Raw genomic sequence first — 22,883 nt, 5'->3', positions numbered from 1 at the left:
CGGCCAAAAGCGATGCACGATTCGTACCTGCCTGCGATTATCAGGACCGCTTCACCGAACCTCCACATCGAGCCACGGAGGCGAAGCAACAGGGACATGGACGCGGGAGCCCTATCCTTGTCCCCGGCAACGTCACGGACCGGCCCACACCCGGGCACCCAAGACAGAGGCCACACACCCGGCCCCCGTAGCTCAGTGGATAGAGCAGGCGCCTTCTAAGCGCTTGGCCGCAGGTTCGAGTCCTGCCGGGGGCGCCCAAAACATGGCTGGTCTTCTCCGGTGCGAGCCGCCGTGAGCGGGGCGACCACTTGCCGCGTCAAGCGGCCCAGCTCTTCGGCCGTCGCGGCCGGGACGATCACCTGGAGCTGGACCTCACGCCGGGGCCGCAGGTAGCGGACCTCTAGCTGGAATGCGTCGTAGAGTCGCCGCTGCTCGGCTTCCGGGAGCGTCGCGAAGCTCGTGCCGAGTCGGGGCAGCAAGTCGATGAGGTCGGCGTTCTGTTCTTCCCTGCCGCTCCCGCTTTGTTCATGCTGGTGGAGCCGGGCGAGGAGTTCACGGCGCTTGCGTTCGTGGCGGTCGAAGCGTTCACGGATGCTGCGGCGGAATTCACGAGTGGTTTCTGGGTCGCCCGCGTCTTCGTGTTCGTCGAGTTCGTCGAGGAGACGTTCTTTGCGGCGTTCGATGGCCTTGATCTCCTCACGGAGCTGTTCGGCCTTCTGCGCGTCACCGGCGCCGGGTGTGGAGGCGGCCAGCTGGGCGTGGAGGAGCTCGGTGCGGCGGGGGCCAAGAACGCGCTCGCCGAAGAACCAGTGAACTGCGTTGACGAGGATCTTCTCACTGACCCACAGGGCCTTGGGGTGCTGATCGAACCAGTCGGCGTTGCGGTGGTGGACGTCGTCGCGGTAGCACACGTAGTGCGGGCGGCCCTTGCTGGTCTTGCCGAACATACGGCGCTCGCACAGCGTGCAGCGGACGTAGGAGCGCAGGGGGTAGGTGCGCTGGGTGTCGGGGTGGGTGTTGGGCTCGGCGCCGCCGCGGGAGCCCTGGCCGGATCTCTTGTTGGTCCAGACGGAGTTGAAGATCTCGCGCGTGACGAGGGGCTCATGGACAGGCTGCGGAGACCAGATCCATTCTGAGACAGGGTTGCGTTTGTTGCCGCGCTTCTTGCGGGCCTTGCGATTCCAGACCTGGTAGCCGGTGTACTTCGGGTTTTCGAGAATGCCGCGGACGGATTGCACGGTCCACAGGCCGATGGTGGCCTCGGCCCGGTTGGCGACGGGCGGCGGGTACTTCGCGAGGTCCAGGTTGAGGCGGTCGGCGATCGCTTGGTAGCCGAGTTTCTCCAGCGCGCGGAGCTGGAAGATCTCGGTGACGACCGGACCACGAAGGGGGTCGGGGAGGAGGCGATGTTTGGTGCGGCCCTCGGCGCGGCGTGCGGGGACCGGGTGGGGAACCTTGTCGGCAAGGTAGCCGTATGGGGGTTTGCCGATGTTCCAGCCCTGTTTGGTGTGCTCAATGAAGCCGTCCCAGGACAGCTCCAGCATCTGCAGCACGTACCACTCCGCCACGGCCTGCTTGACCCGGCGGGTGAGGGTAGGGGTGGCACGCTTGGCGGTGTTGCTGGTGAGGATCGGCTCGTCGGCAGCGCACAGAGCGACACCGCACTGCTCCAGTTCGTGCTCGATCTTCGTACCGAAGTAGGTGCGGCGCGCGACGCGCTCGATGGACTCGCAGATCACGGCCGCGAAGCGGCGGGACGGGCTATGGGCCTCGTCCAGGAGGTCGCTGATGCCTCCGTCACGGGGGATGGGGATGGCGAAGCGTTCGTGCGCGGTGCTGTGGCCTCGGGCGTCGAGGTCCTTGCGGCCGGATTCGACGTCGTAGAAGTGAGCCACGATGACCCACCCCGGAGGCAGTGCGGCGCGGGCGTTGCGCAGCTGGCGCGGCAGCGAAAGGGTGGGGTCCTGGGAATCCTCAGTAGAGGTGCGCCCCAGCCAGGCAACCGGGACAGTAGCCTGGACGGTGTGCGGTTCAGGCGGGGACGGATCCCAAGGCATCCCCGGGACTGGTGCCCCGAAAGATGCTGTGGGCGATGTGGTCACTGGCGTCCTTCCCGCCGCCCCCGATTACTGGTCAGAGCGGCCCTTGCGCGTGGTCGAGGCGCCGTTCTCGTCCGTGCCATCAGAATGGGCGGCCAGCCAGGCCAGCACCTGACGGATCGCGGCGGCTTGGCGCTGCGCGAGCGCTTCACCGTCGGGCCCGTCGACGACGACGTACCGCACGGTCACCGTCGGCGCGCCATCCGCGCCCGCCATTCGCGGGGCGGGCGACGCGCCGACCGACGACCATGGACGCTCCGTCTCGGCCGCGTCGTCAAGGCCGCGATCTTGCGCGTTGACGCGGGGCGGCGGAGGGCTGTTCACCACTCGACTCCCACTCGTGTGTCGCACCACCGCGAATGATCATGCGGTGGGATGCCATCGGGGAGCAGAAGGGCCATGGCGTGAGCGGCTTGTCGTCGTACGACGCTGTTGCCGAGGAGATGAAGCTGGGTGGCGCGGGACAAGCCCTCGGTCTGAGTGACCCAGCCTTCGGGGAGCGCCATCATCCACTCGACGAATTCGGCGGAGAGGCGGCGCGTGCCGATCACGGTGGGCCTCGGCGCCGCGCGTTGGGTCAGGTGCTCCCATCTGCGGATGGCGGGCAGATAGGCGCCCCACCAGCTGGCAGGCGAGTCACGGCCGTTCTCAGGTTCATGCCGCCCTTGCGTTTCGGGGTCGTGCCCGCGCCACCGTTCCCGTCCGAGGACGTCGGGGTGGGGAGGAGGTACTCGGCCCCCTCGGCCGGAGCAGGGTGCTGGGCTGTGGGCTCCCGTGCGGCGGAGCGCAGCTCCGTGGCCTCGGTCGGGGTGGTTGGCACGGCGAGCGTTGCCGCGGTGGAGGCAAGGGTGAGGCTGCCGTTGCCGTGGCGTTGGTTCGGGGAGCCCTTGGCACCGTCGCTGGCCTTCGGGGTGGGCAGGAGGTGTTCGATCTCGTCGGCCAGGGTCGGGCCGTGGCCTCCGGCCTTGCGCCTGGCCGGGTGCTGGGAGCCGCCGTTGCTGCCCAGGTTCGCCGTAGGCGTCTTCAACAAAGGTCCGTTGTGCGGGTGTTGCCGGCCAGGCGGTGAGGAAGGCTCTCTCCCGACGGTGTGGGGCTCCGACGTCAGAGGCGCGTACGCATGTCCAGTTCGCGTCGTACCTGAGGTCGGCCAGGTCCGCGAGTAGCACGCCCAGTGCCCGCATGCGGGGTTGATCGGGTGGGTCTCCCAGACACCGCGGGCAGGGTTCCACGTGGCGAAGGGCGTGGGTTCCGGCTCGGGTGGAGAGCAGGCCTCGGACATTCTCGATCACCACCAGGCAGGGGTTGAGGGCGTCGATGGCGTCGACGACGTGGCGCCACAGGCCGGAGCGGGTGCCGGTGGCCAGTCCGGTGCGGGGGCCGGCGACGGAGAGGTCCTGGCAGGGGAATCCGGCGGTGAGGACGCACACGGGCTCGGTCCGGTGCCAGTCGATGGCCTGGACATCGCCCAGGTTGGGCACCTGCCAGTGGCGGGCGAGGACCTGACCAGCGTGTGGGTCGGACTCGGCGTGCCAGGCGATGTGGCCGCCGAGTGCGGCCTGGATTCCGAGGTCCAGGCCGCCGACTCCGGAGAACAGGCTGCCGATCGGAAGGTCAGTGGCCGCCACAGCGGCCCCTTCGGGCGCAGGTGCGGGAGCGGACGGCGGCCGGGGTCGCCGGTCTGCAAGCCGCTGTGGCTGCGCGCCGCGGCTCGTCCGTCGTTGCTTTCGGACCGGTGTGTTGTCCGGGCCGGGTGAAGACGAGGACGTCCTCGTGCTGGACCACCGCGAGGGGGAGGCCCCGGCGGCGGGCGTCACGGACGTTCTTCATCTGGAAGAACGACGGGCGCGAGATCAGGCGGCTGTCGCGGATGCCGGCGAGGAGCGCGACGCAGCGCTCGGCGGGGGTCAGCCCGGCAGCCTGTCCGGCGGCGAGGACGGCGGAGGGCAGGTCGATGAGTTCGCCGCCCTCGCGCCAGGGGCGGGTGGTGACGACCACGGTGCCGCCGGGGCGAAGGACGCGTCGGCACTGGGTGAGGATCTCGGTGAAGGCCTCCAGGAGCCGGTCGGTGGAGACGTGGGCGAGGTTGGAGGGGTCGTGGCTGTAGCGGAAGTCCTTCTTGACCACGCCGCGTTCGCCGGTCTCGCGGGTGGAGCGGACCTGTCCGTGCACCGAGTTCCCGTACGGCGGTGACGTGATGACGAGAGCGATCTTGCCGTGGTGGCGTTCGTCGACGAGGTCGGTGAGGCGGCGGGCGTCGCCGCACGCGACCTGTCCACTGGCGCCTCCGGTTGTCTGCAGGGTGTGGGCGACGTTGGCGCGGGCCAGGTCGGCCCAGCGGGGTTCGTACTCGGTGCCGAGGGCGTGGCGGCCGAGGCGGATGGCCTCGACGAGGGTGGTGCCGATGCCGCACATGGGGTCCAGGACCAGTTCGCCGGGGAGGGTGTAGGCGGCGATGGCGTGGGCGGCGATCTGCGGGAGCATCTTGGCCGGGTGGGCGGCAGAGCCAGGCACGTAGCGGTCGGCGCGCTGGGCGGGGGCGGAGGTCGGGGCGGTGTTCCACACCGAGAGCGGGGACGGCACAGCGGTACTCCTGTTCCTCTGCCTAGGCATGGGTGATCGCGGACAGGGCGATCACGTCGCAGTGCGCGACGCCACGAGACGCGTCCGGGGGCAGCACGGGCACCAGGCGGTCGCCGACCGGGTGGCCGTAGACGACCACGATGTGCTGGAGGTAGCGAAAGCCGGCGGTGCGGGCGGAAGCGATCAGCGCGCCGAGCGGGTCAGTGAGGCGTCCGGAGTCCCGGCGCTGGCGGGTGGCCAGCAGCAGGAAGCCGTTGGCCGGGAGGAGCCGGTGGGCGCGGTGGAAGAAGCCGGGCCAGCCGTCCTCCAGCGCGCCAGCCATCTCGCTGCTGCTGGCCGGCAGGTCATCCGTGGGGGCGGGGAGAGCATCGGGGTGAAGCTCGGCGAGCAGGATGGACGGCTTGCCCGTGGCGCCTTCGTCGTCGGCCGTGGTGGAGATGGGCGTGCGCGGGATGCGGGCGGCCATGCCAGGCGCCGTGTCCCGGATGGCGATCTTGAGCAGCGGCGCGGGCCGGTGACCGGGGCGGCCGACGAACTCGGTGCGGACCTTGTCGATCGCCCAGGCGGGCAGCACCGCGCCGGGGATATGGGCGACGTTGGGCTCATCCGGGCCGGGGAACCAGATCGTCGTCGGCAGCGGGTTGGACGTACGCGGGCGGGAAGCGGTGGATCGGCGGGAGGGGGTCTTCGTCATGGGCTAGTTGGCGCCCGGGACCGTTGGTCCGGCCGTCTCGTGCTGACGTGAAGTAATAGGGACCCGGCGGCTGATCTTTGTCATCCCGCCAGTAGGTGTTCGATCCCCGGGCAGCTGCGGCCGCGCCCTCGGAGGCATCCCCGGTCACCTCACGGTGCACCGTATCTGCGCAGCTCATTGCGCATGCGAGCCAGTCGCGCGCCAGCTCCGAGCCACCGCTGGGCCACCTCGACTCATCGCACGGAGACAACTGAAACCGGAGCCGAGAAATTCTGTGTTCGATTCGCGTTCCGGCGGCTGGGGCATCGCTCCAGGTCATCGGGGGCGGACCGGCGGCGGGCCATCGCACGCGCCGAACCATTCGACCGCAGCAGGCACGGCGCTGGTCTGCGGGTGGGCCGTTCGTGGCCCGAGGGCTTGGGAGGAGTGGCGGCGGAAGTTGTCCGCACCGCTCACGGGAGACGCACCATGCACCACCGTCACCACGACCACCGCCCCACCCCCCGTCAGGCCGGCGCCGTCCGCTCGCCGCTCGGGGAGCTGGAGCAGGCGTTCCTCGCCCTTAGCCACAAGGTGGAGCCGCTCACGCTGCCCGCGCACCTGGTGTGCGACGACCCGGACCGTGCGGCGTGGCCCGTCGACCGGGTGCGCACCCACCTCGCCCACCCCTCCACTCGCCCCGAACTGCGGGAACAGACCTGGCGCGAGGTGATCCGGCGCGCCCACGAACTGGGCGAGCCGTGGGACGTGGTCGCGGTGGCCATGACCGTTCCGGTCCTGCGCCGGATGCTCGCCCGGCTGGCCCGCCCCGTCCACCTGGAGCGTGCCGAGGTCGAGCAGGAAGCCCTGGCCGCCGTCGCCTCGGCCCTGCGCACGGTCGACGCCACCACGGAGCGGCTGGACCGGGAACTGTTCAGCGCCGCCGACCGGGCCGTGCACCGGCTGGTGTACGCCGCGCTCCGCCGCGCCACCCGCGAAACCGCCCCGGCGGCGGTGCACCTCGACCACGTCTGCTCCGCGCCGCAGGCAGGGAACGGTGAGCCGGCGGATGAGTTCACCGTGCTGGCCCGTGCCGTACAGGCCCGGGTGGTGGATGTGGCCGAGGCACGGTTGATCGCCCGTACCCGCCTCGACGGCGAGCCCATGCACCGTCTGGCGGCCGAGCGCGGCGTGAGTGTGCGTCAGCTCTACCGGCACCGTAGCGCTGCCGAGCAGCACCTCGCCGCCCATCTGCGACGCCAGCTGCAGAACCGGTAGTTCGCCCAGCAGGAGGACTTACGGCGGCGGGATGTCAATTCCCGCCGCCGGGGTCTCTATTCACGGTGACGGCGGCCCGCCCGGCTTCGGATCGGCCCGTCCGTCGAGGTCCGGGGCGGCGGCCGATGCCCCGGACCAGAGCTCCGCAGCGTGCGGGGTGAGCACGACCGTCTCGTGCTGACACCCGAGAACTGCCTGCCGCCGCACCCCCGCAAGGAGGTCGGCGCCCGGGCCAAGGGTCTGCTCACCCCGCGCCAACTGCCCTACGCCTCTACGACGTTCCTGTCCCGTCCTGCTCCCATCCGGCCGTGTGCCCCGATGAAGGTGTGCTGCCATGCCCGCAAGGCTCCGTCGGCCACGCCGACCACTGGTCCGCTGGTCCTTCCGGTTCGTTTTCACCAGCGCCCTGACCGCCTGCGCACTGCTAGCGGACGCGCCGCATGTCTGGGCGGTCGCCGACATCCCGACCGTCATCACGAATCTGCGGAACTGGATCGTCGGCCTCCTCGCCGGCCTTGCCACCTTGTTCCTCACCTTCGGCGGACTGCGCTATCTGATGGCCGGTGGCGATCCAGGGGAAGTCGAGGCCGCCAAGCGGGCGTTGAGGGCCGCGGCCATCGGCTACGGGCTGGCGGTCCTCGCCCCGGTGTTCGTGACCGTCTTGCAGGGCATCGTCGGCACGGGCGGAGGCGGGCAGTGACCCCCGACGGCCGACACTCACGCGCTGTGCCCCTGTTGTTCGCCCTGGCCGTCTTCGTCCTGGTACCGGTGGCGGTCTCCTTCGCCGCCCCGCACCCGGCATACGCCGCAGCGCAAGCGCCAGCGGCTCCGCAGCCGCCTGAACCTCAGCCCGCGCCGGGACCCACCGCTCCCCCACCCGATCCCGGAACTCAGCCAAAGCCCGACCCTTCTCCCGGACCGCCCCCGACGCCGGGGCGCCCCGCTCCCGCGCCGAAGCCCTCGCGGCCAGAACCGGCACCAGGCCCTATGCCCTCCGCATGCGAGGCGACCGGCGTGGGATGCGACAAGGACACCAGCTGGGACATCCTCGACATCCCCGGCATGATCGTGAACGCGATCACCTCGTTCCTCGGCATGCTGATCGAGCAGATCATGAAGCCGGTCCGCGAATTCCTCGCCGACACCCTGCTGGCCACGCCCGATGTCACCAAGCACGCCGACATCAAGCGGCTGTGGACCGCCATGCTGGGGATCACAGCCGGGATCTATGTGCTGTTCGTGACTGCGGGCGGCGTCACGGTCATGGGCTACGAGACCGTGCAGACCCGCTACGCCCTCCAGCAGATCGCCCCGCGCCTGCTGCTCGGCATCATCGCGGCGGCCACCTCCCTGACCGTGATGGGCAAGGCGATCAGCCTGTCCAACGCCCTCGCCCACGCGATCATGGCCACCGACATGGCGGACGCCGGGCAGGGCATGGTCGAACGCGTCCTGCCCTTCGCCCTGTTCGGCGTCGCGGGGCTGAAGCTGTACCTGCTGATCCTGGCGATCGTGATGATCGCGCTGGTGCTCGCGGTGCTGATCGGCTTCCTCGTGCGGGTGGCGGTGATGGCCCTGCTGGCCGTGGCCGCGCCGCTGATGCTGGCGTGTCACGCGCATCCGCTGACCGATCCCGTCGCCCGGCTGTGGTGGCGGGCCCTGGCAGGCTGCCTGGTCATCCAGGTCGGGCAGTCGATGACGTTCGTTCTCGCCCTGAAGCTGTTCTTCGCGCCCAGCGCCACCACCCTGGGCATCCCGAAGTCCGACCAGTTGGGCACGATGCTCGCCGGAGTGGCCCTGTTCTGGGTCCTGTTCAAGATTCCCGGCTGGAGCCTGCAGGTCGTCCTGCGCGGCACCCCCGTGCATCAGCCGCACGCTCCGAGCGGGGTGCGGATGCTCAAGCACCTGGCGATGTACCGGCTCATGGACCACTACCTGCCCGGCATGCGGCTGCCGCGGCGCCGTCCCGGCGGTGGTGGAGGTGGGGGGCTCGGTCCTGGTCGCGGCGGGCCGGGAGGCGGGGGCGGCCGTCCGGGGCGGCGCGGAGGCGGGCCCGGAGGGGGCCGCCCGCCCGCCGCCGGGCCCGGGCGCGGCGGGGGCGTGCGGGGCCGGGGCCGGGGCCGTGCGGCACTGGGCCGTCCGGGTGGCAGCCCCGCGGCAGCGGGCCCGGCCGCACCCGGTGCCCCGGGCAGGCCGGGCAGGCGCCGCGCGGGCGCCGCCGGCGCGGCCCCCGTAGCAGCCGGCGCTCCCGGCACCCGGGCCCGGGCAGGCCAGGTCCCCAGGCGCCGGGGCCCCGGGGCGGCTCCCCCTGTCCGTACGCCGAGAGGTCCACGCGCTGTGATCCATCCCGCCCGGGCCCGCCGCATGCGCCAACTGGCCCTGCCCATCGCCGCACAGCGTGCCCCCGCCCACCCCGCGAGGGCCACGCAGTTGTGGCTGCCAATCCGCGCCGAGCGCGTTCCCGCCCGGCCCCCGGCAGCCCGTGCCGCGCCCGCCGCACCGCCCCCGGCCCGCCCTGTGCCGCGTGCGCGCCAGTTGGCCCTGCCCATTCCCGCGCGCCGCGCCCGTGTTCGCCCACCGCGCCCCATGCAGCTGCGGCTGCCCCTCGAACCGCCCCGGAGGTAACCCCGTATGCACCCGACCGATGAGACATCAGATGGCTCGTACGCCACGCGCATCCCGGCCGACATCTCCCGCCCCGACCGCCTCCTCGGACCGTTCACGGCCCGGCAGACCGCCATCCTCGCCGTCGCCGCGCTCGTGCTGTACGGCGGCTGGTGGGCCAGCCGCGCCTTCATGGCACCGCTCGCGTACGCGGCTCTCGTGATCCCGATCGCCGGGGCGGTAGCCGCACTCGTCCTGGGCCAGCGCGAAGGAATCGGCCTGGACCGGTTCCTGGCCGCCGCCCTCCTGCACTCCCGCTCGCCCAAGCGCCGCGTGTACGCTCCCGAAGGCATCGCGCCGTTGCCCTCCGTCGTCCCCGACCGCTGGGCCAGGGCCGCCGGACCGCCCCCGGCCGCGATGGACATGCCGTACGACGGCATCACCGCCGATGGCGTGCTCGACCTGGGCACGGAGGGCAGGGCCGCCCTGGCGACATGCTCCACGGTCAACTTCGAGCTGCGCTCGGCGGCCGAACAGCAGGGCCTGACCGCGGCGTTCGCACGCTGGCTCAACTCCTTGACCGGCCCCACCCAGTTGCTGGTGCGCTGTCACCGGATCGATCTCGCCCCGCTCGCCGACCTCCTCCAGCAGGACGCCGCCGCGCTGCCGCATCCCGCGCTGGAGAGGGCGGCCCGCGCACACGCCGAGTTCCTCGGCGACCTCGCCACCGGCGACAACCTGCTCGGCCGACAGATCGTGCTGGTCGCCCGCGAGGAAAGCGCACCGCAGGGGATGCGTCGCACCGCGGGTGGGGGCCGGGCTCTGCAGCGTCTCGACGAGGCGGCCCGGGCCCTGGCTGCCGCCGAGATCACCGTCACGCCCCTGGATGCCGAACGCGGCGCCGACCTGGTCAGCGCGGCCTGCAACCCCGACACCCAACTCCCGCCCGCCACCAAACCGGAAGGTTCCCTCGGATGACCCGACTCCGCTTCGGCCAGCGTCCCCCCATCTCCCCCACTGCCAGCATCGACGGCGCCGAACTGCTCGACGTCACCGGGCCCGAGGCCGTCGAGGTGCACGCCCGCGCCCTGGCCGTCGGCGCCCATCTGGCCACCACGCTGGTGGTCACCGGCTATCCGGCCGAGGTCACCGCCGGCTGGCTCGCCCCGCTGCTGAACTTCCCCGGCCACCTCGACATCGCCCTGCACATCGAGCCCGTCCCCAACCCGGTCGCGGCCGCCGGGCTGAAGAAGCAGCGCGCCCGTCTTGAGTCCGGCCGCCGCACCGGCTTCGACAAGGGGCACCTGGACGATCCGGAGGTCGAGGCCGCCGCTGCGGACGCCGCCGATCTCGCGTACCGCATCGCCCGCGGCGAGGGCAAACTCTTCCACGTCGCCCTCTACCTGACCGTGCACGCCCCGGACGAGGAGAGCCTGGCTGAGCAGGCCGCAGCTGTCCGGGCGATCGCCGAGTCGCTGCTCATGACCGTCGCGCCGACCACCTACCGGGCCCTGCCCGGCTGGCTGGCCACCCTGCCGCTCGGCATCGACACGCTCAAGATCCGCCGCACCTTCGACACCGCCGCGCTGGCCGCCTGCTTCCCCTTCACCAGCCCCGACCTCCCCGTCGCCACCGGTGAGGACGGTACGGCGTCGGGGGTGTTGTACGGGCTGAACGCGGTCTCCGGCGCCCCGGTGCTGTGGGACCGCTTCGCGCAGGACAACTACAACTCCATCACCCTGGCCCGTTCCGGCGCCGGCAAGTCGTACCTGACCAAACTGGAGCTGCTCAGGCTGCTGTTCACCGGTGTCACGGCCTCGGTCATCGACCCGGAGGACGAGTACGTCCGCCTCGCCGAAACCGTCGGCGGACACGTCATCGCCCTCGGCGCGGACGGCGTACGCCTCAACCCCTTCGACCTCCCCGCGGCGACGGACACCCAGGAGGACGTGCTGACTCGGCGGGTGCTGTTCCTGCACACCTTCCTCGCCGTGCTGCTCGGCACCGACGTGACCGCGGCCGAGAAGGCGGTGCTCGACCGGGCAATCCTCGCCACATACGCACGAGCCGGGATCACCGGCGACGCACGCACGTGGAACCGTACGCCGCCCACACTCGACGACCTGGCTTCCGTCCTGGCCGAGGACGGCAGCGAGACGGCGGCAGATCTCGCCAACCGGCTGGTGCCATACACCACCGGCTCCCACGCCCAGCTGTTCAACGGCCCCAGCACCACCGCCGCCTCCGGTCACCTGGTGGTCTTCGCACTTCGTCAGCTCCCGGAAGAGGTCAAGGCGCCGGCCATGCTGGTGGCCCTCGACGCGATCTGGCGGCAAGTCACCTCCCGCCCCGGCTCCGGCCGCCACCTCGTGGTGGTCGACGAGGCGTGGCTGCTGATGCGCGACGGCGCCGGTGCCCGGTTCCTCTTCCGTCTGGCCAAGGCGGCCCGCAAATACTGGACCGGCCTGGCCGTGGTCACCCAGGACGCCGACGACGTCCTCACCTCCCCGCTCGGCCGGGCCATCGTGTCCAACGCGGCCACACAGATCCTGCTGCGCCAGGCCCCGCAGGCCATCGACTCGATCAGCGAGAACTTCCATCTCTGCCATGGGGAACGGGAGTTCTTGCTCTCCGCGACCCGTGGCGAGGCCCTGCTGCTGACCGGAGATCGCCGCCACAAGGTCGCTCTGATCAGTATCGCGGCTTCCGGCGAACATGAAGTGATCACCACGGACCCGAGTGAACTCGCGGCCCAGCACCCAGGCGGCGACGCCGAGTCGGATGGCTTCTACCTCGGTGAAGCGGTCGGAGACGAGGAGTGGCAGCTGTGACGGCGCACGGCCAGCTTGCCGCTGTCCAGCCGCACGGGTGGCTGGTGGACTTCCTCAACCATCCCGGAGCCTTCGGCGAGCTGGCGCTCACATCGGCCGTGGACTGGTGCGCCGCGTCCGCGCCTGTCCTGGCTCCCGCCGCCCTCGTATCCACAGCGTGTGGATACGCCGTCCGACGCCACCTGGTGCGCGTGCGGCAGCAGCGCCTCGCCGACGGCGCCCGCCTGGTGGAGGTCCTGGCTCCGCCCCAGGTCGCCGCCAAGGGCGGCGAAGTCCTGTGGGCCCAGCTGTCCGGACTCCTGCGCCCGTGGTGGCGCCGCATCACCACCGGCCAGCCCCATCTCGCCTTCGAATACGCCTGGTCCCACACCGGACTCTGTATCCGCCTGTGGGTTCCCGGCACGGTGCCCCTCGGCCTCGTGCGCCGTGCGGTGGAAGCTGCCTGGCCCGGTGCCCACACCCGCGTCACCGAGCCCGGCCCCCTGCTGCCGATCGGGCACGAAGTGACCGCCGGACGGCTGCGGCCGGCCCGCCCCGACGTCCTGCCGTTGCGCACCGACCACGCCAGCGACCCGCTGCGCGCACTTCTGCAGGCCGCGACCGGGATGTCGGAGGACGAGTCCGCCTGCGTGCAGTTCCTGGCCCGCCCGGCCACCGGCGGCGCGCTGCGCCGGGCCCGCCGCCAGGCACGTCGTCTCAAGGCAGGTCAGGCCCCCGCCCGGCTGCCGGCCCTGGCCGCTCTCCTTCTCCACCGCGCCCAGCCGGCCGCCACCGGACGGCAGGACCCCGAACACGCCACCGCCGTACGGCAGTCGGCTGGCAAACTCGCCGGATCCCAGTGGCAGTGCACTCTCACCTACGCCGCTACGTGCAGCCCCAAGGAGGAGCGTGCCCACGACGTGGCGCGCGGCCGGGCCCACTCGATCGCATCCGCCTTCGGCCTGTTCGCCGACCGCAACTACCTCGCCCGCACCCGTCTGCGGCACCCCGAACCGAACCTGAGTGCCCGGCAGTTCTCGTCTGGGCGCCCCGCCCTGCTGTCGGTGCCGGAACTCGCCGTCCTCGCTCATCTCCCCGCCGATGCGGACGCGCCGGGCGTCCAGCGGGCGGGCGCCCGCTCGGTCCTGCCGCCCCCGCTGGTCCCCGAGCCCTCACCCGGAAACGGGGTCAAGCCTCTCGGACGCTCCGACACCGGAGCGCGCCGCGGCGTTGGTCTCGCGGTCGCCGACGCCCGCCATCACCTCCATGTCATGGGCGCGACTGGCTCCGGCAAGTCCACCCTCATCGCGAACCTCGTCCTGGACGACGTACGCCACCATCGCGGCGTCATCGTCATCGACCCCAAAGGCGACCTGGTCACCGACCTGCTGGACCGGCTCCCGGACACCTGCGCCGACCGCCTGGTGCTCATCGACCCCGATGACCCGCACACCCCGCCCTGCCTGAACGTCCTGGACGGCGCGGACATCGACGTCGTCGTGGACAACATCACCGGCATCTTCCGGCGTATCTTCACCGCCTTCTGGGGCCCGCGCACCGACGACGTCATGCGCGCCGCCTGCCTGACCCTCCTCAAGCACCGCGACCGCACCCGCCAGCTGGTCACCCTCGCCGACGTCCCCCGCCTGCTCGGTGAGAGCGCCTACCGGCTGCGGATCATCCCCGCGCTCAAGGACCCGGTACTGCGGGGCTTCTGGGCCTGGTACGAGTCGATGTCCGAGCCCTCCCGCGCGGCCGTCGTCGGCCCGGTGATGAACAAGCTGCGCGCCTTCCTGCTGCGCGACTTTGCCCGCCGCGCCATCGCCGCCGGCCCCTCCACCTTCGACCTCGGCCAAGTCCTCGACGGCGGCATCCTGCTCGCCCGCCTTCCCAAAGGCGCCCTCGGCGAGGAGACCGCCCGGCTCCTGGGTTCGTTCATCGTCGCCGGCACCTGGCAGGCCGCTGCGGCCCGCGCCCGCCTGCCCGAGCACTCGCGCATCGACGCCACGCTGAGCATCGACGAGGCGCATAACTTCCTGACCTTGCCCTATCCGCTGGAGGACATGCTCGCCGAGGCACGCGGCTACCGCCTGTCCATGCTGCTGGCCCACCAGCACCTCGCGCAGCTCCCCCGCGACCTGCGCGAGGGCATCTCGGCCAACGCCCGCAACAAGGTCTTCTTCAACGCCTCCCCCGAGGACGCGAACGCACTGGAGCGGCACACGCTCCCGACTCTGGCCGCGCACGACCTGGCCCATCTCGGTCCCTACCAGGCCGCAGCCCACCTGCTGGCCGGCGGCGCGGAGACCGCCGCCTTCACCCTCACCACCCGGCCCCTGCCGCCCCAGGTGCCCGGCCGGGCCACAGACCTGCGCACGGCAGCGGGCTCCCGGACCGGCCCCCGACCGGCCACCCGCCCCTGAAACAACACCCCACTTCCCTGCGATTCCTGGTGGTGACGACCTGTCATGCCCGCACTCCCCCGCCCCGCCGCCGGTCCCGGCTCCCGCTACACCGCCCGTGCCTCCACCACCCGTCCGCGCCCTGCCCGGCACACCGACGTAGCCGCGCTCTCCCGTCACCTCACGACCCGTGATCTGTGGCTGGCCCGGATGCTCCACGAGCACCGCGTCCTGACCACCCACCAGGTCGCCAGCCTCGCCTACACCTCTCTCCGCTCCGCGCAGCGCCGCCTGCGCACCCTGCACCAGCACGCCGTCCTCGACTCCTTCCGCCCCCTGACCCAGACCGGGTCCGCCCCCGAGCACTACACCCTCGGTCCCGCCGGTGCCGCCGTGCTCGCCGCCCACGCCGGATGCGACCTCGCCGACCTCGGCTGGCGCCCGAGCCACACGGGCCGCATCGCCTATTCGCCGTCCCTGGGTCACGACCTCGGCGTCAACGAACTCCTCGCCCGCCTCGCCGCTCGCAGCCGCACCACGCCAGAAGCCGGGCTGCCGGTCTGGCTGTCCGAGCGCTCCTGCGCCCGCCGCTGGGGCGACATCGTCCGCCCCGACGCCTACGCCCACTGGCGCGACGGCGACCAGACGCTGCCGTTCTTCCTCGAATACGACACCGGCAGCCAGCCCTTGTCCCGCGTCGAGGCGAAACTCGCCGGCTACGCGGCCTTCACCACCGCCACCAGCACCCGGCCTGCCCTGCTCGTCCACACCCGCACCGCCTCCCGCGACCAGGCGCTCCGCCGTCGCCTCGCCGCTCCTGCACGCGAGTTGAGCCTGAACATCGCGACCTCCTCCGCGGACTTCACGACCTCCAGCCCCTGGGGCCCGTGGTGGAGCCCCCTCGGCCCCGGGGACACCCGCCGCACCACACTCACCAGCCTCGCCGCCCGCTGGACCCCGCTCGGCTCGGCCGCCGACCTGGAGCCCACCGACGCCGACACCGCCCTCACACTCCCCGTGCCCCCGCTCCCGCCCACGCCCGACGCAGGAACGTGAGTTCCCTGTTCACCAAAATCGCCGGAGGCATCGGCTGCACAGTCCTCGCCCTGCCACTCCTGGCCGTTGTCATCATCGCCGCGCTGCTGGGCGGGCTGTCCTCCGGCGGCAGCGTGGCGGCCTCGCCGAGCAAACAGGCGCTGGCGGACATCCCCGCGTACATGCTCGCCCTCTACCAGCGCGCCGCCCCCGAGTGCCCCGGCCTGTCCTGGACGATCCTCGCCGCGATCGGGAAGGTGGAAACCGATCACGGACGCAACCCCACCATGGTGTCCTCGGCAGGGGCCGTGGGGCCGATGCAGTTCCTGCCGTCCACATTCACGTCGTACGCGTATCCCGTACCGCCCGGCGGGAAGCAGCCGCCCACCCCCTGGGACCCGACCGACGCCGTCCACGCCGCAGCCCGGCTGCTGTGCGCCAACGGCGCCCGCAACGGCAAGAACCTCCGGCAGGCCCTCTGGCACTACAACCATGACTGGGCCTACGTGGATCACGTCCTTGCCGTGGCCGCCGACTACGCCGCCGCGCCTCTCGCCCCAAACAGCGCTACCGCCAAGGCCGTTGTCTTCGCCCGCGCCCAGCTCGGCACCCCGTACGTGTGGGGCGGCGACGGACCGGCCGACGGCGGCTTCGACTGCTCCGGACTGACCCAGGCCGCCTACCGCGCCGCGGGCCTCACCATCCCCCGCGTCGCCCAGGCCCAGTACGACGCCGGCCCCCGCCTCCCCAACGGCGCCCAACTGGCCCCAGGCGACCTGCTGTTCTTCGGGACCGGTCCCCGAAACGTCACCCACGTCTCGCTCTACACGGGAGGCGGCCAGGCCATCGACGCCCCGCACCCCGGAGCCGTCGTACGCCAGGGCCCTGCCCGCACCAACACCGCCTCTTTCCAGGGCGCGACACGGCCCTCGAACCGAGGAGCGGGTGCCCGGTGAAGCACATCGCCGCCCGCGAGGCCATCGGTCTGCTGCGCTCAATGACCTGGGTCCTGTGCACAGTCGCGCTCCTCGCCCTGGTCTTCACCACGGTCAACGTCACCCGCTTCGCCGCGAGCCGCGGTGTCCCCTGGCCCATCGCCATCCTTCTGGACCCGATGATCGGCACCGCGCTCGCCGGCGTCCTGTACGTGGACGCGCGCCTGGCCTCCTGGGGCATCCGCCCGCCGGCCTGGTCGACCGCTCTGCGCTGGGGCGCCGGCTGTACGGCCGCTCTCATGAATGCCTGGGAGAGCCTGTGGCCCGACGGGCAGATCGGGTTGCCCCGCAGGGCCGACCCGGCAGCTGTCCTGCTGCATCTGACCCCGGCCCTGCTTCTGATCGCCCTGACAGAAACGATCGCCGCCTACCGAAGGACCGTCACCGACCTGCTGGAGCAGATCGGCATCGCCGATCCCGTGGAGCAGCACCTCAGACACCCCGTCCTCACAGCTGGATCGGGCGGAGAGGAGTCCGACACGGATGCCACTGCCCCCGATCCGTCCGGCGATCGCCCGTCGCAGGGCAACCCCGATCACCGCCCAGCCATAGTCGGCACCCCGGTTCCCCGCAACAAGGGCCGTGCCGAGCCCCGTACGGGCGACCAGGTGCCCCATGGCCGTTCCCTTGCCGCCGGATCGCCGTCGGCCGAGAACCGGGCGACGGACGCCGACGTGTGGCCGCGCGCTGTCGCCCTGAACGATGCTGCCCGCTCTGCCTCAGGAAAGCCCGTGAGCATCTGGCGGCTGAGAACCGATCTGCGCATCGGGCCGCGCCGCGCCCGCCAGATCCGTGACCAACTCCTCGCCCATGAAGCCGATCGATCGCTCCCACCCGGATGAGCAGCAACCCGGCCACCGCTCGGTCCGTCCCGCCGAATCCGATCGGGCCCGCCGTTCCGCCTTCCCGCAGAGCGCCGACCGGGAGCTGGCGTGCGGGGCTGTCACACGTCCCTCGCCGACCGCTGCCCACCCATGCCAGCCGCAACGTCCGGCCCTTTCGGCACCCACTCTGATCTGGTCAGATCCGAGAGGGATCGGCCCGCTTGACTTCCTGACGGAGCGGAGCGTCCATGGTCGTGGCCGACGCGCCGGGCGGGCCGACGGAGATCCGCGAACCCGCCCGCGTCACAGCCACGTTCGCCCGGGAGACACGCGATGCGCACGCGCCCGCCGAACACCGCGGCCCGCCCACACGCGGTCCCGCACCCCGGCCGGGACCTCAACCGCCCAACGCCTCATGGAATCGAGGTTCCCTCATGTCCGACACCACGACTGACACCACGCATACGCTGCACGCCGTCCCCAGCCCCGAACCGCTGGCCGGTCTGGCCGGCGCGCCCGCCTCGATCTACGCCGAACTCGTCAAACTCACCGCCGACGGGGCCACGGCCGCCGAACTCGCCCTCGCCGCGGGCCTGGGCCGCTCCACCACCGGCAAGGCCCTGGTCACCCTGGAGGAGCACGGCCTGGCCGTACGCACCCCCGGCGGCCACGACGGCCCCCGCCGCACCCCCGACCGCTGGCGCGCCGCCCCCACCCCCGCAACCAGCAGCGATGGTCCCGCCAATCCGGAACCCGCAACCAGCATGCTGGAGACCGCCGTCACCAATGCCCCGGACGTGCACAGCCCCGAGCCGGACCACGACACCACGGACCACGAGAATGCCGCTACCGCCGAGACCGCACCGGACACCGCACCGGACAACGGCAACGTCGACACCGCCGACCCGGCAACCGAGGCGCCGCAGGACACCGAGCACAGCAACACCGACAGCGGCACCGAGGACGGCCCGCACGACAAGGACGACAGCGACTGCTCGGGGGACGCGAACACCCCAGCCCTGCACGCAGACGCCGGGCAGCAGACGGCTCCCGCTCCCGCGGAAGCGATCATCCTGCCGGGTGAGAACAAGCGGCTCGCCCCCGGAGCACTACGACAGATGGTCGTCGGCCACCTGCAAGCGCATCCCGGAGAGGCATTCACCGCCACCAAGATCAGCCGTGTGATCGAGAAGTCCTCGGGCGCGATCGCCAACGCCCTGGACAAGCTGGTCAAGCAGGGCATCGCCGAGCAGGTGAGCGACCGGCCACGCACCTATTGCCTGGCGGCACCCGAGACCAACCGATAACCCGCTGGCTGCGCCGAACCGGGCTGGTTCCCACGAGAGTTGGGAACCAGCCCGGCCGCGTGCGAGTCCCCCACACCACATAGGCGGCAGCCTGGCTGAGCACGGTCGTGCCGGAGGTGTCGGCGGCAGCCGCTACGGAACGGCCTACCGGACCGGGCGTTCCGCACGCGGCACCTTCGCGCACACGATCCCTGAGCTGGCGCGCTGGACACACCGCAGTCGCCGCCGCAGGCACAACCAGGGTGGCCTGGAGGGCCGGTCACGAGCCGGTGCTGACCAGTTCCTCCTTGCCCCATGCCACTCGGGACGAGTGCACGTACCCGGTGACGCCGGTTCGCTTCATCGTGACCTTCACCCATGTTCCGTCGCCCTCGGCCCAGCCGTGCGCGGTGCAGGAATCGCCCCTGTGCGCGGTGACGAGTCTGGCCGCACTCCTGCGGGGCTTGGAGCGCACCGCCGCCGTCGCTGCGGCGATGCGGCAGAAGTCGTTCTTGGCGGCGACCGCGGTGGCGGGCGCCTGTGCTGGCGCCGTGGCGGCGACCGCAGGAGCCGAGAGGGCGAGCATCGGGACGGTGAGCACGGTCGCGGTGAACAGCGAGACGCGGCGGAGAGACAACGGGCGTTCCTTATCTACGGGTTCAGCGGCATCGGCACTGAAGACTGCTGCGAAATCACACACCCGCAGTTCCTCTTTGCTCCATTTAGCAGCATGTTCCGCTAGTTCAGGTGATTCTGCACCGCTTCGCGCACACGCCGGTCGTTGCAAGGGGCAGCCGGCGGGGCGTTCCGCATACCCAGCCCGCCGGTCCAGGACGTCGATGCCCCCGGTGTCGCGTTGCGCATGAAATTGACCGAAGGAGCAGGAGATGGCCCTGTCTTGCGTCCACAGCCGTCTGCGTCCGACCGTAGCCGGTCTCCTGGGCTTGGCCGCCCTGTTCGGGGGTCTCGCATCGGCCGACCCGGCCTGGCCCAGTCCCAGAACCGGGCCAGGCCGACTCACTGCAAGGTCAAGATCACGGGTAGGAAAGTGGCCGTGCGCAGACCGGTGGGCGACGCTCCGGTTGCCCGAGCCGACTCCCCGGTGGTCCGCTACGTCCACCGCGGCGAGGTGATCCGGAACAACTTCTGCGTCATCGCGTTCGGTCGCAGCGACAGTGGGCCGCTCTACCGCGAGTGCGGCAAGCACGGCTACAACTGGTACATCGTCGTCGGCGGCCAGGTCCCCGTGACCTGCGCGCAGCGCGTCAGATAGGCGACCTCGGCCACCCGGCGGCCTGCCCGGGTGCGGCCACCGGGGCAGCGGCCGTCGCCATCGTCGGGCCAACAGTGCCGAGCGCCGCGGTCTACTCCCGCAATGTGGCACGGCCCACTGTGGCCCGTATCCCGCGCCCTTCCGTTTCTGATCCACCTGCCGGACGTCTCAACTGCCGGCCCGGCACTTCTCCTTGGATGAACCATGAAGCATATGACGACCGTTGCAGCGGCGTTCCTCTCCCTGGTCTGCGCGATTGCCCCCGCGCACGCGGACGCGACCGTCACGGACGGCAAAGTCGGACTGAGCGTCAAGGGCAAAGGCTTGTCAGTCAAGCGGGCCGGCGGATGGATGGACGGCCACGGCACCGGCGTCCGGGCCCGCCTGTACACGGTCTACAAGGGCGAGCGGACCGACATCACCAGATGGAAGGACGCGACTCCGGTCACCGCAGGAACGACGAAGTTCTCGGACGTCGACTGGAACCTCAAGGGCCGAAACTTCCCGGACGGCGCCTGGCTGTGCATTGAGTTCAACAGAGCGGACGGCACACCGTGCGCCAAGATCCACCGCTGACGTCGCGTAGCGGTCCGCCGGGGGCTGTCGGCCGCTCGGTCACGATGCCGCAGAGGCCGCCCGCGGCTTCGCCCCGGGCGCTGGGACGACGTCCTGGTAAATACCAAGGAGCCGGATCAGGGCCGTGTCCAGCACATCGCACCGCTCCAGCATCACCTCCAGCTCCCCAGCCGAAGAGCTGATTTCCTCTCTCAAGGCGTCGATCTCCTCAGGGTCTCCGACCAACCGACCGCGCAGAGCCCGCAGCTCGCGGCCAGCCTGTTGTACCCGTCCGTACGCGGTGTCCAGTTCGCCGGCGGTCTGGCACAAGGCGCGGGCGAGGCGGTGAAGGCGGTCGCCGGGTGGGTGGCGGGCAGTGAGGACGGTCAGCGGGTCGCCGAGAGCGAGTTGGTCGGCCAGCAGGCGGGTACCGGGTCCCGGCGGGTTCGGTGCGCTGGTCATGGCGGTGAGATCTCCCGGAGTGTGCCGAGCGCGCGGGCCAGGCGCAGGGCCAGGCTGCGGCCCTGGTCGGGTCCGTCGGCGAAGCCTCGGCAGATCGCCGGTGTCGCAGTGCCCAGGGTCGCGTGGCACACAATGTGCCCCTCTGCACGAGACGCCCGGGTGACCATGTCCGTGACGCGCCCGGGCTGCAGATCCATGAGGTTACCCGGGCGGAAAATGCATGTGCCGCAGCGGCGGGCGCACAGGCGGACGGTGCCGGTGAACGGGTCAGCGACCTCGTCGTACGGCTCACTACCCTCGGGCTCGACGCCGTCGACGTCGGGGGGACGCCGCACCTCGTCGTCGCCTCCGGTGGCATGCCGGCTCATCGCCGTCCTCCGCAGCCCGCGTGCCCGCAGCCACCGCAGAAGCCACCGCTGTTGCACGGACACGGGCAGGCCCCCATCCGACGCCCCCGGGCGGTCGTCTGCCCGCCTGAGGGCGGAATGCGCCTGACGGGCAGCTGGGTGCCGCGAGGGCCTGGGGTCGGGTGTCGGATGGCCCCGGTGAGCAGGCCGATGCGAGCCGTGCGGGGCAGTCGGTCGAGCGCTTGCAGGCAGTAGGGCACGTTCGGGTCCCCCGGGCCGATTGAAATCCGGCAGCGGGCGAGTAGCTGGCTGGCGGCTTCTGCCACGGCCCAGGCGAGTGCGGGCGGGTCCAGGTGTCCACGGTCCTCGGCTGACAAGCGGTCCGCCGCCCGGGTCAACAACTCGGTGAACGGCGGATCTTCCTCGTCCTCGGCAGCGAGGAGGAGGTCATGGGCGTGCTGAAGGATCTGGTGTACCAACGTGAGGTGCTGCGGCATGGCGCTACCAGGCATAAAGGATGTCCTTCCGGGACGGGCGGCGGCCGGTGCGGTCCGTGATCTGCGGGCGGGGCGGGGCCCGAGTGTGGGCCCCACAGGGTCAACGGCGGCAGGTCATGCCCGGGTGCGCCGCACGCAGGCCTCCAGCAGACGGAGGCGCTCGGGCAGCGGGAGGCGGTCCAGATCACCCAGCCGGGCGAGCAGGTCGTCGTCGAAGGCAGTGGCCACGCGCTGAGGCGTGGCCAGGTTCAGCAGACAGGCGGCGGCCTCGTCGACGACCCCACCCAGGGAGGGCGGGCAGCCACCGAGTTGGTCGCGGTCGAAGAGCCCGACGACGAGTCGGGCGAGGAGTTCGTGCAGGCTCGGGGCCGACGCGGGCGGTAGTGCGGTGAGACGCTGGTGCGCCTCGACAAGGAGGTCCTGAACGGCATACCGGTGCGAACTGAGCGGAGTGGAGGGGGTGTTGGTCTGAGGGGCGGTACCTCGGGTACGGCTGGCGGGGTCGGTCATGGCGGTGCGTGTCCTTCCTGCGTGGCGGGGTCGGCGGCCAGTCAGAGGGTTTCGCCGTAGCGGCAGGTGCTGGCGTGGCCTTCGTCGTCGGCGAAAGTGTCCGGCACCGTGTTCGCGCGCTCGACGTCCTCGGGCGTGAGCGGCGGGCGGGCGAGGTGGGTGCCGAGGTCGGCGAGGTGCCGGACGGTGGCGAGGGGGACCTGGCCGGAGCATTCGGGGCACGGACCGAGGAGTTCGAAGGCTTCGTCGTCGTAGATCGGGAAACGGGCGAGGAAGACGTACGTCTCGTTCGTGTCGGGGCAGGTGGCGGTGGCCAGGACCGGCTCGCCCGGGGTGGTGCGCCGTCGCAGCGAGTCCGGGGCGGTGGTGATCTGGTCCAGTCCGAGGCCGAGGGCGGCGGCCAGCCGTACGGCGGTGCGGGCGTGTTCCTCGCCCCGGTAGCGGCCGTGCGGGCTGACGGCGGTGTTGTGACGGATGAACACGGCGGCGGCGTGGGCGCGTTCGGCGAGTGACGTCATGGGAAGCGGGCTCCTTTGTATGAGGGGTGGTGTACGGCGGGGTGCAGCGCCACCACGACGCCCAGCGGCCACAGCAGCCGCCCGCGCTCCCGCTCGCCGGCGACGCCCAGCGGCCGTAGCGAAGGATCGCGCCAC

The 22,883-nt window shown here is 71.6% G+C and carries 22 protein-coding genes, 1 tRNA gene and 1 pseudogene; 13 read left to right on the top strand and 11 right to left on the bottom strand.

Going from position 1 to position 22,883, the window contains the following annotated elements; all coding sequences use genetic code 11:
- Positions 1-181 precede the first annotated feature (181 nt).
- Positions 182-254: transfer RNA gene (locus ABZ848_RS18770), tRNA-Arg, on the top strand.
- On the opposite strand, the gene ABZ848_RS18765 is transcribed toward ABZ848_RS18770, so the two are convergent.
- The 6 genes and pseudogenes from ABZ848_RS18765 to ABZ848_RS18740 all read right to left on the bottom strand — a co-directional run bounded on the left by ABZ848_RS18765 (position 216) and on the right by ABZ848_RS18740 (position 5,373).
- On the bottom strand, positions 216-1,544 hold the full coding sequence (locus ABZ848_RS18765; protein WP_360833522.1) for a recombinase family protein: 1,329 nt from the start codon (positions 1,542-1,544) through the stop codon (positions 216-218). The two genes, ABZ848_RS18770 and ABZ848_RS18765, sit on opposite strands and share 39 nt — an antisense overlap.
- 582 nt (positions 1,545-2,126) lie before the next feature.
- On the bottom strand, positions 2,127-2,423 hold the full coding sequence (locus tag ABZ848_RS18760) for a hypothetical protein (RefSeq protein ID WP_360832967.1): 297 nt from the start codon (positions 2,421-2,423) through the stop codon (positions 2,127-2,129).
- A gap of 253 nt (positions 2,424-2,676) precedes the next feature.
- On the bottom strand, positions 2,677-3,126 hold the full coding sequence (locus tag ABZ848_RS18755; protein WP_360832964.1) for a hypothetical protein: 450 nt from the start codon (positions 3,124-3,126) through the stop codon (positions 2,677-2,679).
- A 91-nt stretch (positions 3,127-3,217) separates the two neighbouring features.
- A pseudogene (locus ABZ848_RS18750) lies at positions 3,218-3,724 on the bottom strand (DNA cytosine methyltransferase); the annotation flags it as partial.
- The gene (locus ABZ848_RS18745) at positions 3,711-4,679 is read right to left on the bottom strand and encodes a DNA methyltransferase (RefSeq protein ID WP_360832961.1); all 969 of its coding nucleotides are present in this window, start codon (positions 4,677-4,679) and stop codon (positions 3,711-3,713) included. The pseudogene ABZ848_RS18750 and the gene ABZ848_RS18745, both read right to left, overlap by 14 nt.
- A 22-nt stretch (positions 4,680-4,701) precedes the next feature.
- Entirely contained in the window at positions 4,702-5,373 is a 672-nt protein-coding gene (locus ABZ848_RS18740; RefSeq protein WP_360832958.1) for a hypothetical protein, read from the bottom strand.
- A 468-nt stretch (positions 5,374-5,841) separates the two neighbouring features.
- Here ABZ848_RS18740 and ABZ848_RS18735 point away from each other — a divergent pair, with 468 nt between their 5' ends.
- From ABZ848_RS18735 to ABZ848_RS18690, 10 genes are all read left to right on the top strand, one after another.
- Positions 5,842-6,630 (top strand): hypothetical protein, encoded by a 789-nt coding sequence (locus tag ABZ848_RS18735; protein WP_360832955.1) that lies wholly within the window; start codon positions 5,842-5,844, stop codon positions 6,628-6,630.
- A 334-nt stretch (positions 6,631-6,964) separates the two neighbouring features.
- Positions 6,965-7,330: a pilin gene (locus tag ABZ848_RS18730; protein ID WP_360832952.1), complete on the top strand. Its 366-nt coding sequence runs from the start codon at positions 6,965-6,967 to the stop codon at positions 7,328-7,330.
- Between the two features lie 314 nt (positions 7,331-7,644).
- The gene (locus tag ABZ848_RS18725; protein ID WP_360832949.1) at positions 7,645-9,255 is read left to right on the top strand and encodes a hypothetical protein; all 1,611 of its coding nucleotides are present in this window, start codon (positions 7,645-7,647) and stop codon (positions 9,253-9,255) included.
- Between the two features lie 6 nt (positions 9,256-9,261).
- Positions 9,262-10,212: a PrgI family protein gene (locus ABZ848_RS18720; RefSeq protein WP_360832946.1), complete on the top strand. Its 951-nt coding sequence runs from the start codon at positions 9,262-9,264 to the stop codon at positions 10,210-10,212.
- Positions 10,209-12,065 carry a conjugal transfer protein TraC gene (locus ABZ848_RS18715; protein ID WP_360832944.1) on the top strand — a complete coding sequence of 619 codons (1,857 nt, stop codon included), beginning with the start codon at positions 10,209-10,211 and terminating at the stop codon, positions 12,063-12,065. The genes ABZ848_RS18720 and ABZ848_RS18715 overlap by 4 nt, the downstream gene beginning before the upstream one ends.
- The gene (locus ABZ848_RS18710) at positions 12,053-14,467 is read left to right on the top strand and encodes a DUF87 domain-containing protein (protein ID WP_360832941.1); all 2,415 of its coding nucleotides are present in this window, start codon (positions 12,053-12,055) and stop codon (positions 14,465-14,467) included. Before ABZ848_RS18715 ends, ABZ848_RS18710 begins: the two co-directional genes overlap by 13 nt.
- Positions 14,468-14,512: 45 nt before the next feature.
- Complete coding sequence (locus ABZ848_RS18705; protein ID WP_360832938.1) at positions 14,513-15,502, top strand: replication-relaxation family protein; 990 nt, start codon at positions 14,513-14,515, stop codon at positions 15,500-15,502.
- Positions 15,499-16,437: a bifunctional lytic transglycosylase/C40 family peptidase gene (locus ABZ848_RS18700; protein WP_360832935.1), complete on the top strand. Its 939-nt coding sequence runs from the start codon at positions 15,499-15,501 to the stop codon at positions 16,435-16,437. The genes ABZ848_RS18705 and ABZ848_RS18700 overlap by 4 nt, the downstream gene beginning before the upstream one ends.
- The gene (locus tag ABZ848_RS18695) at positions 16,434-17,318 is read left to right on the top strand and encodes an extensin (protein ID WP_360832932.1); all 885 of its coding nucleotides are present in this window, start codon (positions 16,434-16,436) and stop codon (positions 17,316-17,318) included. The genes ABZ848_RS18700 and ABZ848_RS18695 overlap by 4 nt, the downstream gene beginning before the upstream one ends.
- A 416-nt stretch (positions 17,319-17,734) precedes the next feature.
- Positions 17,735-18,607, top strand: coding sequence for a helix-turn-helix domain-containing protein (locus ABZ848_RS18690; RefSeq protein WP_360832929.1), 873 nt, complete (start codon positions 17,735-17,737; stop codon positions 18,605-18,607).
- A gap of 259 nt (positions 18,608-18,866) precedes the next feature.
- Here the strand turns inward: ABZ848_RS18690 and ABZ848_RS18685 are convergent, their stop codons facing one another.
- Entirely contained in the window at positions 18,867-19,223 is a 357-nt protein-coding gene (locus tag ABZ848_RS18685; protein ID WP_360832926.1) for an SH3 domain-containing protein, read from the bottom strand.
- 417 nt (positions 19,224-19,640) lie between these two features.
- Here ABZ848_RS18685 and ABZ848_RS18680 point away from each other — a divergent pair, with 417 nt between their 5' ends.
- Positions 19,641-19,859 (top strand): hypothetical protein, encoded by a 219-nt coding sequence (locus ABZ848_RS18680; protein ID WP_360832922.1) that lies wholly within the window; start codon positions 19,641-19,643, stop codon positions 19,857-19,859.
- A 213-nt stretch (positions 19,860-20,072) separates the two neighbouring features.
- Positions 20,073-20,435: a hypothetical protein gene (locus ABZ848_RS18675; protein WP_360832919.1), complete on the top strand. Its 363-nt coding sequence runs from the start codon at positions 20,073-20,075 to the stop codon at positions 20,433-20,435.
- Between the two features lie 39 nt (positions 20,436-20,474).
- Here ABZ848_RS18675 and ABZ848_RS18670 read toward each other — a convergent pair whose 3' ends face one another.
- The 4 genes from ABZ848_RS18670 to ABZ848_RS18655 form a co-directional block, all read right to left on the bottom strand.
- Positions 20,475-20,876 (bottom strand): hypothetical protein, encoded by a 402-nt coding sequence (locus ABZ848_RS18670; RefSeq protein WP_360832916.1) that lies wholly within the window; start codon positions 20,874-20,876, stop codon positions 20,475-20,477.
- Positions 20,873-21,244 (bottom strand): hypothetical protein, encoded by a 372-nt coding sequence (locus ABZ848_RS18665; protein ID WP_360832913.1) that lies wholly within the window; start codon positions 21,242-21,244, stop codon positions 20,873-20,875. Before ABZ848_RS18665 ends, ABZ848_RS18670 begins: the two co-directional genes overlap by 4 nt.
- 590 nt (positions 21,245-21,834) lie before the next feature.
- Positions 21,835-22,230, bottom strand: coding sequence for a hypothetical protein (locus ABZ848_RS18660; RefSeq protein WP_360832910.1), 396 nt, complete (start codon positions 22,228-22,230; stop codon positions 21,835-21,837).
- 41 nt (positions 22,231-22,271) lie between these two features.
- Positions 22,272-22,748, bottom strand: coding sequence for a hypothetical protein (locus ABZ848_RS18655; RefSeq protein WP_360832907.1), 477 nt, complete (start codon positions 22,746-22,748; stop codon positions 22,272-22,274).
- Positions 22,749-22,883: the final 135 nt, after the last annotated feature.

Origin of the sequence: Streptomyces sp. NPDC047081 (assembly GCF_040643775.1) — a bacterium.
Classification (GTDB): domain Bacteria; phylum Actinomycetota; class Actinomycetes; order Streptomycetales; family Streptomycetaceae; genus Streptomyces.
The sequence above is the reverse complement of the archived record's forward strand: the minus strand, read 5'-3'. Positions and strand labels throughout refer to the sequence as shown.

Excerpts from the sequence above, each read along its gene's own strand:
- ABZ848_RS18705 (WP_360832938.1), top strand. The coding sequence starts at position 14,513 with ATGCCCGCACTCCCCCGCCCCGCCGCCGGTCCCGGCTCCCGCTACACC.
- ABZ848_RS18660 (WP_360832910.1), bottom strand. The coding sequence starts at position 22,230 with ATGACCGACCCCGCCAGCCGTACCCGAGGTACCGCCCCTCAGACCAAC.
- ABZ848_RS18670 (WP_360832916.1), bottom strand. The coding sequence starts at position 20,876 with ATGACCAGCGCACCGAACCCGCCGGGACCCGGTACCCGCCTGCTGGCC.
- ABZ848_RS18675 (WP_360832919.1), top strand. The coding sequence starts at position 20,073 with ATGACGACCGTTGCAGCGGCGTTCCTCTCCCTGGTCTGCGCGATTGCC.
- ABZ848_RS18720 (WP_360832946.1), top strand. The coding sequence starts at position 9,262 with ATGCACCCGACCGATGAGACATCAGATGGCTCGTACGCCACGCGCATC.
- ABZ848_RS18735 (WP_360832955.1), top strand. The coding sequence starts at position 5,842 with ATGCACCACCGTCACCACGACCACCGCCCCACCCCCCGTCAGGCCGGC.
- ABZ848_RS18765 (WP_360833522.1), bottom strand. The coding sequence starts at position 1,544 with ATGCTGGAGCTGTCCTGGGACGGCTTCATTGAGCACACCAAACAGGGC.
- ABZ848_RS18715 (WP_360832944.1), top strand. The coding sequence starts at position 10,209 with ATGACCCGACTCCGCTTCGGCCAGCGTCCCCCCATCTCCCCCACTGCC.
- ABZ848_RS18665 (WP_360832913.1), bottom strand. The coding sequence starts at position 21,244 with ATGAGCCGGCATGCCACCGGAGGCGACGACGAGGTGCGGCGTCCCCCC.
- ABZ848_RS18655 (WP_360832907.1), bottom strand. The coding sequence starts at position 22,748 with ATGACGTCACTCGCCGAACGCGCCCACGCCGCCGCCGTGTTCATCCGT.
- ABZ848_RS18740 (WP_360832958.1), bottom strand. The coding sequence starts at position 5,373 with ATGACGAAGACCCCCTCCCGCCGATCCACCGCTTCCCGCCCGCGTACG.
- ABZ848_RS18730 (WP_360832952.1), top strand. The coding sequence starts at position 6,965 with ATGCCCGCAAGGCTCCGTCGGCCACGCCGACCACTGGTCCGCTGGTCC.
- ABZ848_RS18690 (WP_360832929.1), top strand. The coding sequence starts at position 17,735 with ATGTCCGACACCACGACTGACACCACGCATACGCTGCACGCCGTCCCC.